Annotated in this window: 8 protein-coding genes, 2 pseudogenes and 1 riboswitch; of the genes and pseudogenes, 3 read left to right on the top strand and 7 right to left on the bottom strand. The window is 55.0% G+C overall.

The window, feature by feature from the left end; all coding sequences use genetic code 11:
* From pabB to ROO76_19640, 6 genes and pseudogenes are all read right to left on the bottom strand, one after another.
* Positions 1-1,676, bottom strand: a 1,676-nt coding sequence (gene pabB / locus ROO76_19665) for an aminodeoxychorismate synthase component I (GenBank protein ID MDT8070389.1), incomplete at its 3' end; no start/stop codon positions are given.
* Between the two features lie 87 nt (positions 1,677-1,763).
* A complete protein-coding gene (gene metE, locus ROO76_19660) occupies positions 1,764-4,055 on the bottom strand; it encodes a 5-methyltetrahydropteroyltriglutamate--homocysteine S-methyltransferase (GenBank protein MDT8070388.1) in 2,292 nt (763 codons plus the stop codon).
* Positions 4,056-4,462: pseudogene (locus ROO76_19655) on the bottom strand (acyl-CoA thioesterase).
* Between the two features lie 109 nt (positions 4,463-4,571).
* Positions 4,572-4,766, bottom strand: a riboswitch (cobalamin riboswitch).
* Positions 4,767-4,839: 73 nt separating this feature from the next.
* Positions 4,840-5,259 (bottom strand): annotated as a pseudogene (locus tag ROO76_19650) (ribonucleotide-diphosphate reductase subunit beta).
* 234 nt (positions 5,260-5,493) lie between these two features.
* Positions 5,494-5,682, bottom strand: coding sequence for a hypothetical protein (locus ROO76_19645; protein MDT8070387.1), 189 nt, complete (start codon positions 5,680-5,682; stop codon positions 5,494-5,496).
* Between the two features lie 167 nt (positions 5,683-5,849).
* Positions 5,850-6,374 carry a hypothetical protein gene (locus ROO76_19640; protein MDT8070386.1) on the bottom strand — a complete coding sequence of 175 codons (525 nt, stop codon included), beginning with the start codon at positions 6,372-6,374 and terminating at the stop codon, positions 5,850-5,852.
* A gap of 256 nt (positions 6,375-6,630) precedes the next feature.
* On the opposite strand from ROO76_19640, the gene ROO76_19635 reads away from it, so the two are divergent.
* On the top strand, positions 6,631-7,275 hold the full coding sequence (locus tag ROO76_19635; protein ID MDT8070385.1) for a hypothetical protein: 645 nt from the start codon (positions 6,631-6,633) through the stop codon (positions 7,273-7,275).
* A gap of 109 nt (positions 7,276-7,384) precedes the next feature.
* Here the strand turns inward: ROO76_19635 and ROO76_19630 are convergent, their stop codons facing one another.
* Positions 7,385-7,837, bottom strand: a complete 453-nt coding sequence (locus ROO76_19630; GenBank protein MDT8070384.1) for a hypothetical protein — start codon at positions 7,835-7,837, stop codon at positions 7,385-7,387.
* 669 nt (positions 7,838-8,506) lie between these two features.
* On the opposite strand from ROO76_19630, the gene ROO76_19625 reads away from it, so the two are divergent.
* Together ROO76_19625 and ROO76_19620 are read left to right on the top strand one after the other, a co-directional pair.
* Complete coding sequence (locus ROO76_19625) at positions 8,507-12,430, top strand: Ig-like domain repeat protein (GenBank protein MDT8070383.1); 3,924 nt, start codon at positions 8,507-8,509, stop codon at positions 12,428-12,430.
* Between the two features lie 13 nt (positions 12,431-12,443).
* Positions 12,444-12,847 (top strand): Ig-like domain-containing protein (locus ROO76_19620; protein MDT8070382.1); only part of this gene is annotated, 404 nt, incomplete at its 3' end.

Genomic DNA, 12,847 nt, shown 5'->3' with positions numbered 1-12,847 from the left:
GTGAACAGTCTGCCTTCGCGCAGGATGAAGATATTGCTGATAGCTCCCTCTGTCACCTCTTCCCTCTCGTTCAGGAAGAGGATTTCATCGAACCCGTCGGCGCGGGCCTCTGCATAGAGCCGGTCATATCGCTCGCGGCATGTCGTTTTGTGCCGCAGGAAAGCATCCTCAGAAGAGGTGCGTTCCGGCGAGAGCCGGACATAGCCGGTCGACCTGTCAGGCGATTGCTTTGTGTCCGTGATCGTTATCTTGCCTGTGGAATCCAGCAGCAATCTCAATCGATACCGGTTGCCAAGCTGAAACTGGTTCGATTGCTCGATGATCTGCGAGGCGATCAATGCGCGATCGAAGGGAAATTCAAAATACGCCGCAGACGATTCCATCCGATCCAAATGCATGGCGAGGAAGACAAACTCTCCATCCCAAAGCATGGTCTCCAGGAGCTGAAACTCTGGCCGCTGACGGATGAGGAAGTTCGCCTTCAACAGGCACTCTCGATACTCGTCTTCCGGCTGGGAGTCCGCCACAATCCCGCCGCCGACACCCATCCGGGCTTGCCCATCCTTCAGGACAATCGTTCGAATTGCAACGTTGAAGGCGGAGAATCGATCGGGAGAAATGAAACCAATGGCTCCCGTGTAAATGCCACGAGGCCTTTGTTCCATCTCGCAAATAATTTGCATCGTTCTGATCTTTGGTGCACCCGTGATGGAACCGCTTGGAAACATACTCCTGAAGATGTCGTAATATCCAATCCCCGGTTGAAGCGTACCCGATATTGTCGAGGTCATCTGGAATAGGGTTCTGTACTTCTCGACGGAAAAGATATCCTCGACGGTGACGCTTCCCATGGTGCAGATGCGACCAAGGTCATTGCGGAGCAGACCCACGATCATGACATGCTCGGCGCGATTCTTGTCGTCGCTTTGCAGTCGAGCGGCTGCCTCAATATCTTCCGCGGAGTCGAGGCCGCGGGGCATCGTACCCTTCATGGGACGAGTGACGATTCTGCCATTGTCAATCCTGAAGAAAAGCTCAGGCGATAAGGAAAGGATGTGGTGATCGGCGACACGCAGGAAAGCACTGTAGGCCACGGGCTGGTGGCGCGACAGGATGGCAAAGGCTTCAGCGGCGGAGACAGATATCTGCAGATCGACGCAATCCGTGAAGTTCACCTGATAAGTATCGCCAGCGAGAATATAGTCTTTGATCCGTCGAATCTTCTCGCGATACTTCTCCTCGGAGATCGTGAGGGCAACATCGTCTACAAGGCGATCAGGCAGGTATCTGGACTCGTAAATGGGATGCGGCGAGGAATCGCTTTCCAGACACGTCTTCTCGTGGTTATAGATCAGCGGGTTGCGATAAACGCCGAACCATGCCAACGGCAGTTCGGATGGGGCGGGAGCGACACCTTCAAAGGACTCGAAGTGATATCCGCATTCATAGCCGACGAACCCAGCGACATAAAGACCGTGGGCGAGCATTTCCTCAATCTGCCGAAAAAGTGCTGGTATTTCGTCTGGCTTCCATGCCGACACTATCTGGACTGGATTGAGGAACAGAAAGCTCCGCCTGTTTGCAGGATCGAAGCGCGAGGTCTCAAGCAGGACCGAGTCCGGATTGTCCGCAACCATCGAATGCCATTGCCTTGGAAGTTGAGACCACTGAGTCACACCGCCTCCATCTCTCCCGTCTTACAACATCCGACAATTACAAATGCTTCCAATCGACAGTTTGTATCGCCAATGCGACCGCAGGATCTAGGTTTTCGCTTCGATTGCAGTACGCAAACCCGCTGCCGTTTCGACCATGTTCGTGAGTGCCAGTTCGACCTCCTTCCAGCCTCTGGTCTTCAGTCCGCAATCGGGATTGACCCAGAGCTGCTGCGGCGTAAGAACCTCCAGGGCCTTGTTCAACAGGTCTTTTATCTCTCCATCCTCTGGAATGCGCGGCGAGTGGATATCATAGACGCCGGGACCTATTCCGTTGGGGTAGCGGACGCGGTGGAAGGCGTCGAGCAGCTCCATCCGCGAACGGGAGCACTCGATCGAAATGACATCCGCATCCATCTCGACGATCGAGTCGATAATGTCGTTGAACTCCGAATAGCACATGTGGGTATGAATCTGCGTGTTGTCCCGGACCCCGGACGAGGCGAGGCGAAACGCTTTGATGCTCCAATTCAGGTACTCCGGCCAGTCTGTACGCCGGAGCGGCAATCCCTCGCGAATCGCAGGCTCGTCGATCTGAATGACCTTAATGCCGGCGGCTTCGAGATCGGCAACCTCATCGCGAATCGCGAGAGCAATCTGCTGGCAAGTCTGCGAACGAGGCTGGTCATCACGCACAAAGGACCATTGCAGGATCGTCACTGGCCCTGTCAGCATGCCCTTCACTGGTAACTTACTCAGAGACTGGGCATAGGTCGACCAGCGGACGGTCATGGGATGGGGGCGCGAGACATCACCGTAGATGATGGGCGGTTTCACACAGCGCGATCCATAGCTCTGCACCCAGCCATTCTCGCTGAAGACAAAACCGTGAAGCTGTTCTCCAAAATATTCGACCATGTCATTGCGTTCAAACTCTCCATGCACAAGAACATCGATCCCGATCCTCTCCTGGAATCGAATGCAGCGCTCGGTTTCTTTTTCGACAAAGGTGTCATAGGCCTGCTGATCGATCTTTCCGTTGCGGAAGGCGGCCCGTGTTTTGCGAACTTCGGCCGTCTGCGGGAATGAACCGATCGTCGTTGTTGGAAGGAGCGGGAGAGAGAGCTCCCTTGCCTGTTGCTCACGGCGAACTGGATACGGATTGCGCCTGCGCAACATTGGCCCGTCGATGGCTCGAACCCTCAGCTCCACCTCCTGCTTGTGAATTAGCGGGGAGGATTTTCGGGACGCGATGAGCAGTGCGTTCTCGTCGAGCTGATTTTGAATGACAACTCTGCCGTTGATTGCGTGCGCCAGGAGTGCGACTTCTGCAAGCTTCTGCTTTGCGAAGGCCATCCAACTACGAACGCTCGTGTCGAGCTTCCGTTCCGCATCAAGGTCAAACGGTGCATGGAGCAATGAACAGGAAGGTGCTACCCGAATCTGATCCACTCCCAGCACTGTGGTGGCGGATTCGAGCAGGGCCACCGCCTTTCCGAGATCGGTTCGCCACACATTGCGCCCATCGACCAGCCCGAGCGAAAGGTAAAGTTCTCGCGGGGCCTTCGCCAGCAACGCAGTAAGCTGCTGTGGTGCCCGAACAAGATCAATGTGGACGCCGGCTGTCCCGAGGGAGAGGGCCAGATCCAGATTCGCTCCCAATTCGCCGAAATAGGTCGTGAGCATAAGCTTCGGTAATCCCGATCGTTTGTAGAGGGCTTCGTAGGCTTCACGAAATATCTCTTCCGCATCGTGATCGAGATCAAGGCAAAGGCAAGGCTCGTCGATTTGAACCCACTCGGCACCTACGACTTGAAGACGTGAGAGCAATTCTTCATACAAAGGGAGGATTGCCTGGAGCACCTGGCCGCGGGCAACGCTTGCGTCGGTCGGCTTGCCGAGGAGAACGAAGGAAGCAGGTCCGAGCAAGACCGGTCGTGTCTCGATCCCGAGGGCCTTAGCTTCGAGGTAATCGGCAACAGCTTTCGTGGAGAGTAATTGATAGCGCATCCCCGGCTCGAACTCGGGAACTACATAGTGATAGTTCGTATCGAACCACTTGGTCATCTCCATCGCCTTCGCATTCTGCGCTCCCCGCGCCATGGCGAAGTACGTCTGGAGCGTCACCGGGCCTCCAGTGTGCATGAATCTTGCGGGGACAGCCCCAAGCGTAGCGGCCATGTCGAGCACATGGTCATAGAGAGAGAAATCGTTTGAAGGCGGGGTCTCAATGCCGGCATCTCGCTGTAGCCTCCAGTGGTTTGAGCGGAGATCTTGCGCAATGTTGACGAGAGACGATTCCCCGGATTTTCCCGACCAGTAACTTTCCAGTGCGAACTTCAACTCACGCTGTCCACCCATACGGGGGAATCCAAGATTGCCTGCCTTCGCGAAACTCATTTAGATCTCCTTCGATCCATCAGTTGTAAAAGCCTTCACTGTAACTGGTCTTCCTTCTTCATCCAGCACAACCAGCACAAATCTGCCTTCAGCGCATGGCCTGCGTTCACCCGATAAGAGGTTTGCCGCAAAGAGGGTCACAACCACGGTCATCGAGCTTCGCCCGGTCGAGATGACGGTGCGGTCATCTCGATCAGGTTTCTGTGATGGACGGCATTCTTGAAGTCAACCCGCTCCGAGCAGGCGGTAACGACCGTGCGCCGTGAGTAGCCCGAGGCGGCTGCCACAAATACGGCTTTGTCCATCAACGGCAGAGCATGGCCACCGAACAGCGTGCCGTAGTGATTTGTCTGATCGGGAAAGACCATCTCGATCATGGGGGCAGCTTGCGGAGAATCATGGCTCATAAGCCTAGAACCTTTCCGGTCCCGGAGCGATCGACAGGGAAAAACAGCGGTGGAGAGAAAACGCTGTCATCGCCCGGCCTTCCCCTCGGAGGCGTGTGCGTCCTTGCCCGGTATGGGCAGGCTCATCGGCAGGTCTTCGGACTTGCAGGCTACCTACTTGCTCCGGCTTCCCGGTCCATGGCTGAACCAGTGCTTATCTCGAAGCGTTTGTTCCTGTTTACCGCTGCGGGGCAGTTCCGGATTCTCACCGGATTCCCTTTTCAGCCCGATCTCGCAATCAGGCACCGTGAAGTGCTTCCAGTATAGCTTGTGAAGAGAGACGGCGGAATTGAGTTCCGTCGTCTCTCTGATTAGAAGTCCTCGTGGAAGGCGACTTCTCACGCGACCGCAACCTGATAGGCGGAGACGCGGCGTTCAAAGAAGTTGGTTAGCTCCTGCACATCCTGCAGCTCCATGAATGCAAATGGGTTTTTCGATCCAAAGATGGGCTTCATCCCCAATCGAACAACGCGGGAGTCAGTCACGTATTCCAGGTATTGCTGCATTCCGCGAACCGAGAGCCCGGCCACGCCGCCGGAGAGCAGGTCCTCGGCGAACTGCAACTCACAGTCCACGGCTTCGCGCATCATCTCGACAATGTCTACCTCCAGTTGAGCGTCAAAGATCTCCGGATGTTGCTTGCGGACTACATTGACGACTTCAAAGGCGAACTCGAGGTGGCAGCTCTCATCGCGGAAGACCCAATTAGTTCCTGCTGCAAGACCATTCAAGAGACCTCGGGAGCGTAGGAAGTAGACAATCTCAATATGGTACTCCGCTCCAAAATGAAAGCCTGCACGATCTTCATGAACGTCAATAGAATTAATAACTTGCACGGGTAACAATTCAAAGATATTGATTTTGGAAGCCAGTCGCGCTCACCCAATTTCTAGACTTTCAGAAAATCAGAAGGCCAGTGGAAAAACCCCAACGAATAATAGCGATCGGGCACTGCTCCGCGTGTGTACATGTCCAGCAGAGGATGGCTCTGATTACACTGCCTTCTCCGGCAATGCGCCGGCCGCGCCACCGGAAGTATCCTGCTCCAGCATCTCGATGGCTTCTTCCGCAGTTTCTCCATTGCCGCAGGCTGCGTCGCTTTGTCCTCGAGCAATGCCGCTCACCCATGCAGATATGGATCGGCGCATCGAGCGACGCGGAGCACCGGAGCAGGTCCACACGCTGTCCTGCTGCAAGGCGTTCCCGGCACCGCTCCTACTGATGGGTGTTTACGACCCCGTGAGTGTGGTCATCCCTAACCCAAGAAGAGTTTCACCTTATGGGCTCCCAAACTCATCTCATGCGTAAACCCACACAGGCGTCGAGGGACGGAAGTCTGCCTCAGTCTCTATACCGTCGAAATGGTCCCGCAACGTTCGCAAAGTAGAGACCGCTGCCATTTGTCCCATAGCCGTGGGAAGGTTCGGGAGTTCCACCACCAGGCGCGCGCAAAGAGGTAAACGCCCAGCCACCCAGAAACCATGGCCGCCACGGTCGGGTATTGCTGCGGAATGAATTGCTCGAGCGGGCCCAGCGGAACAAACTCAATCCCCATGGCAATGGCCATGAGAAGGACGCCGAATGAATACCGGCGTTTCTCTGGCGGAGCGCATTTGTCCGCGAGCAGCGATTTTGAAGTCTTCGTGGTGTATCCGCGCTTGAACAAGCGCCCGCGCCGCGACACGGACGTATACACACCGCGCCCGTAGACAGAGGACAAGCTGCGGAGCTGCGGACTATTGCAGATCGGGCATCGATAGACCTGCCGTTGCGGATTGACGTTCTTTGCCTTCCAGTCTGGAATTGCTTCTCGCTGGATACGGGTGTTCTGATTTTGCCCACCCAATTGCTGCTTCTGCGGATACCGCGCCATGCTGCCTCCTTGTAACCCATGACTCCAATTTACAACATCGGGTATATCGCGTATATCTATATTTGCCGGTGTAAAAGGCCTATCTGTGAACTGCACTCATGGGTATTCTTTGTCACACGCCGGCATAGATCCACGCTCGCAAGGGCAACTGGCTTCCCAGCGCAATTGCAGGAGTTGGCAGCTCACGCGCAGAACGAACAACCCGCCCATCGATTTGGAAAGCCGCCGTCGTGCGGATGAGGTACAGACAACCAAAATGACCACGATACCGTTGACAAGCAAGAAATGGATGCTGGGAATTCTTCTCTCCTGCTGTGCTGCAGTTCCGGCTTGCGCACAGCTCCCCGCCGTATCCCCGGTTCGCTACTCCTGGATGCCGAATCAAATCACCGCTTCCTGGATCTATACCCGTGATGACTATGGACTGGTCACGCAGCCAGGGTGGGTCCCCCCTGGGGCCACCATCACACAGCAGCAGGCTGCCGCTGTCCCGTGGCGACGCGTGACGCTCTCCGGGGTCAATTTTGAATACGCCTACCGCAAATACTATCCATGGGAAATTCTTGGTTCCTACCACAACGAGAGCGGCAATCCTCTGGGGCAGAAGCTTGTCACCTATGTCTCGGGTGCGGGATATGTGCGGCAGTTCGGGCGGTATGCACCCTTCGGCTCTTTCCAGATTGGAGCCTCGCGCACAACTTCCACCGGTGACCAGTACCTGCAACCTAGCCCTACAACGGGTCTTGCTACAGTTTTAACCGACGGCATCGATGTCCGCCTGCTCCTTCGTTGGGGCGCGCGTGGCTACATCGAAAACCAGTACCTTCCCTTCGGCTCCTCTGGTTCCGCCTATTGGTCCGTGGGCGCCGGCATCTTCTTCCGTTTTGAACCCCAACGCTAAACTTGAAGTTCCTCGCGGGAAAAGCAAAATCAGTAATCCAATAAGAAGAGGCCGCATGCGATCGCGGCCCCTTCTTATTGCTGAATTGAATGGTTCTTACGTTTGGATTTTATGTCGTGAATTTGAGCAGATTCTTTTTCCAGGCCCAGAATGCCACCAGAAGACGGATAAATTCGCTGCGGTTCCTTGTGCCTGTAATGGCCCAACCCATTTGACGGATCATTTCCAAATGCCGTTCCGGGAGATTGATTCGGTTCTGACTAACAGGTCCACTGAAGAGCTCATCCCGGCGAAGCCAAAAATCCACATAAAACTTGGCCAGTTCCTTGCGGTATGCATCGCTTGCGTAGGTTGTCTCGACAAGGTTCGCAATCAATTCGAGCTTGGTCATCTCGAGCTTGATACTGAGATTCCGGATGTTCTGCCATGTTAACTCGTCCGCTGATGTGCATACCTTTCTGATTTTGTTGCCTGGATCCATCTTGCTCTTCCGGAATTCTGGGGAGATCGCCGTGGACTTTATCTCCCCGTGTGGCTTAAGTTTCGTGGCTTTGATTTTCATTTTCGTTCCCGTTTGTGGCGTATAGGGCCAACAACTTTCTTGCCAATAACTTACCACATTATACCCCATAGCACAACCGCTCTACGCCCGTCTGGGTATATGCGCCGCGGCGTCGGTGCGACCGTCTCGTTGAAGCGATGAGACTGGCGAGTGCGCAGATTTGCGAGCGAAGCTCTTCACCGATTTGTGTGTTGCCTGCATTCGTTGTGAGTAGCGGGATGTTCTCCGACGCACCAGCGGATGATCCACTGGTAAAAGTGTGAGGATTTGAATCACAGCTTTTTCTTTGAGTGTCTGCACTTCTAGCTCCTGAAGAACCAAGGCATGGTTTTCAACAATGAAACAGGTCAAATTATTGCACAAGTAAGAAGCGTAATCGTTACCTGCCCCAAGTATTCTTACGCACTATAGTTACTCGCTAGTACTCTCCGTAGCCAATGCAATAGCGGCAATACTATATCGAAACGTTTCTAGCTATCTAGCGCGCCTATTTGGGACTCTGCAGCGTTCCTTGTGATGGCTATACTTGACGATTTCCGTGAGCGATGGTAACGGCATTTCTGCGGTTTCTTGCGCTGTGATTAAGCCAACGAGTAAAACGCTAGACATGGCGGGGATATCCGGTATACTGCGTAAACGTAGCCGACTCTAACTTTGCGGAGCTAACGCATGCGTCATGTCTGCCGACTGGCCATCTTTCTGTGCCTGCTGCCTGCCTGCTCGTCTTTTTCTGTTGCACAGTCCTGGCAAGCTCCCACCCTCTATCCTGCTGGCGTCGACGCGATAACGCGTATCGCTACGGCGGACCTGCTGGGGTTGCAATCGAACGATGTATTGGCGATAACAGCCGCAAATAATCTCGAGCTCTTCGCGAACGACGGCGCTGGGTACCTGAGTTCTACCGCACAACCTGTGCGTGGGAATGTCACAGCGGTCGCTGCCGCGAGGTTTTCAGGCACGCTGATGGACGACTTGCTCGTCATCTCTTCGGCGACACCGTCTGCCCCTCTTCAACTGATGTTGTTGCCAAGCCAGGGCGGCCGCTCATTTGGAACCGCGATCGCGATCGCTCCGCAACTTAATCTCGGCGCAACGTGTCAACTTTACGCGGCGGATTTCAATGGTGATGGCATTCCAGACGTTCTTATCTTTTGCTCAGGTTCCAACAATTTGCTCATCGGTACTAACGATGGCACGGGTGGCTTCAGCTTCGTGACCGTTCCGAGTTCTCTGGATAGTGGTCGCGTGATCCAGAATGTCGCCCCAGGAGATCTCGATGGCGATGGACTGGCGGATATCGTGGTGCGGTCCAGTTCGACTTACAACCCAACAGTTTCCCGCGTTGACGTTCTCTGGAACAGTACCGCCGGCACGTTCTCGCCGCAGCTGAATTACATTTCGCAATCGGACGCCTCCACCTTGTACGTTGCCGAGGTAGATGGGCATCCCGTGGCGAACCTCGTCACAGGGAGCGGCATTGGCGTATCGGTGTTTACTGATGAAGCGAACCGGGCGGCTCTTACGCAATCGACTGCATTAGAGATTCCATCTGGTTGCAGCGTCACGTCGCTGTCCTCGGGTCGGATGATCAATATCAAATACTCTCTTGGACAAGATATGGTCGCTGCTGCAACCTGCAACGGTCAAAATCAATTGCTGGTGTTTCAGAATGCCGCACAGACCACCTTAACCGTTGCCCCGACGCTGTCGGCTGCTGGTGGCGTGCCTGCGCTCTCTTTGACGACCAACGCCGCGAACTCCTCTGGCGCGATCATCCCTACCGGCACAGTTACGGTGAAGCTCGGCACTGCAACACTACAACAAACCCTCGGTAACGGCAGCGCTGAATTCAACCCTCAGCCGTCCCAGGGCGCCAATATTCTGCAAGTGTCCTACAGCGGTGACAGCAGTAATGCTGGAGTCTCTGAGACAGTTGCCATCGTGCTTGCAGATAGTACGACGGCAACTGGAAGCACGCCGTCTTTCTTGATCGCTGGCCCCACGATCACTCCCGCCTCGAACCTCCTGGTTGGCGCGCCCTATACGGTCAGCGCTGCGGTCCAGCAGACATCCAGTGGCAACCCGAACGTTCTGACCGCACCCTCGGGATCCATCACTTTCTCAGACAATGGCGTTGCGATCGCGACCGTGCAGGGTGTGTCTTCAGAAAACCTGTCTCCCTGGGCAAACAGCGATTGCAGCTTGAATGGATCACAGTGGGTCGGCACCCAATGTGCCACTGATGGTTCCGGAAGTTACCCGATCGCGTACGAACAAGACACAAATAACTTCACGTCTTTGGTCACCTTCCCTACCAGCGGCTCGAATCTAGTTGCCGCCACTTTCTTACCAGCGGGGCAAAGCAGTGCTACTGGCACGATCAAGATTCAGACTTACCAGGTCGCAGCTACATCTCAGACGGGTGTTCAAACGTCGTCGGTTGTGGCTGCAGGCGTTATGAGCCCCTCGTTTAGCCGGTTGACGTTGAAGCCCATGAGTTCGGCAATTCCACTGCCTGCTAGCGGAATCATCAATACCATCGCTGGAAATGGCAACGGGGCCGTTTTCTACAATCCGACGTCTGTAGCGGTGGATCTGCCCGGGAATGTCTACATAGGAGGCGCGGCAAATTACGGTCGAGGGGTCAGTGAGCTTGCGGCGTCGACCGGAGTCATCACTGTTATACCCGCAACGACAGCCTCGACAGGGACGGCCGAGAACCTACTTGGAACCGTTTCAGGACTTGCTGCAGATGCTTCTGGGAATCTCTTCATCTCGGACGGGCTTTACCTATACGAAGTATTAGCCTCGACGGGCGTCATGCACGAAGTTGCGGGATCTCCAACCGGATCAACCCAAGGCTGCGTTGGAACGCCTAACACGTGTAGTGGCTACTCTGCCACCGCAGGTGCCTACAGCAGCATCGGCAAAATTGCCGTCGATACATCTGGAAACATTTATCTCGTTGATCGAGGCGGGGACAGCCTTGTGCGCAAAGTAACTCTATCGACTGGAATAATTAACACGGTCGCAGGAAGTGAGTCCGCCAACCCAAATGACGTGCCCAATGGTGCTCTTGCTACTAGCAAAGGGCTGTTAAATCCCGAAGGGGTCGCGGTCGATTCATCTGGAAATGTGTATATCGCCGAAGCTGGATCGAACCGGATACGAAAGGTGACTGCTGCGACCGGAATTATCAGCACTGTTGCTGGAAACGGAACCGGTGGTTACTCCGGCGACGGCGGGCTTGCCATCGATGCTGAGTTGAATGCTCCCATGGGAGTTTCTATCGATGCCAACGGTAATCTCTACATCGTCGATAGCGGAAATAATCGAATTCGCGAAGTCTCAGCGTCAACTGGAGTGATTACAACAACCGCTGGGACAGGAACTCCAGGATTTACCGGAGACGGAGGCGCGGCGACAAATGCTGAACTAAATTCTCCCCAAGATGTTAAGGCAGATTCGTCCGGGAATATCTATATTGCAGATGAAACCAATGATCGCATTCGAGCTGTTGGCGGAGCCAAGTTAACGCCCTCCATCTCCCTCTCTTGCTCGCCGAACCCGATCACCTATCAGGCCGGGGCCACACAGACCGGCACGTGTACCGTGAACGTGGGCAATGGAGCGACCGGCACAGTATCGGTATTGTGGAACGGTAATTTCTTCGGAACCCCAACGTTGTCCGGCGGCACAGCGTCCCTAGTGGGTTTCAATGGTCTCGGTGCGGGCAGCTATGTCATCACGGCCACCTACAACGGCGACTCAAAGAACAATAGCGTCAGCGCAACTCCAGTCACCGTAACCATCAATAAGGCCACGCCCACGATCTCGGTCTCCTGCTCTCCTAATACGAGCGCCTTTGACTCTCAGCAAGGGCCACTGACGACATGCACTGCATCGGTGGGCAATGGGGCGACAGGTACAGTTGCGTTCTATTACAACGGCACCTATTGGACCACACCGACACTTTCAGGCTCGACCGCCTCGGCCTCTGGTTTTGATTATGGGACGGCGGTGGGTCCATACAGCATCGTTGCCAACTATTCTGGCGACTCGAATAACAATCCAACGAGCGGGGCCGCCTCCTTTGTTGTCACCAAGAACACACCTACGATTTCGTGGGCCTCTCCCGCAGCGATCACCTATGGGACGGCATTGAGCGGTACGCAACTGAATGCAACCTCGGGAGGCGTCACCGGGACTTTCGTTTACACTCCTGCCGCTGGCACAGTACTTGCCGCTGGCGCGCAACCCCTGTCTGTGACGTTCACCCCGAGCGACTCGACTGATTACACCACCGCTACTGGCTCTACCACTCTGACGGTGAACAAAGCCGCTGTCTGGATCTCCATTTCTTCTACGGTCAATCCATCCAGTTATGGAGCGACTGTCACGTTCACCTTCACTTTCACCGGTGTCGCAGGGGGCGCGGTTCCAACTGGCCTTGCTCAAATCACCGATGGGGCGACCAACCTCGGGACTTTGACGCTCAACAGTTCTGGAGTCGCGACAATCACGACTTCGACGTTGGTAGCCGGCACGCACTCTATCACCGCAGCCTATCAGGGTGATTCCAATTACCACTAAGGAGCGAGAACTGATGAAATTGAAATGGCTATTGCTGCCTCTTGCGTTGCTACTGTCATGCATCGCCGTCCCGGCGCAACAAACAACCGCGACCTACACACAGGTGGTTAACAAGGCCGCCCCTACTGTCGGCATAACTTCATCCCTCAATCCCAGCACCTATACGACCAGTGTGACCTTCGTCGCGAACGTGCCCACCGACGCAACCGGTACCGTCCAGTTTCTCGATGGCGCGACTCCACTCGGTTCAGCGCAAGCGATCTCGAACGGAGTCGCCCAATATTCGACAACATCGCTCCCTGTGGGAGCAAACTCGATTGTTGCGTCCTACAGTGGAGACGCAAATAATAGTCCGGAAATCTCCAGCGCGCTCGACCAGGTTGTCAATAAAGCAGCCAGTACAACGATCGTTGCCAG

The sequence above is a fragment of the Terriglobia bacterium genome (genome assembly GCA_032252755.1).
GTDB lineage: Bacteria > Acidobacteriota > Terriglobia > Terriglobales > Acidobacteriaceae > JAVUPY01.
Note: the sequence above shows the minus strand (reverse complement) of the source record. Positions and strands in the feature narration are given on the sequence as shown.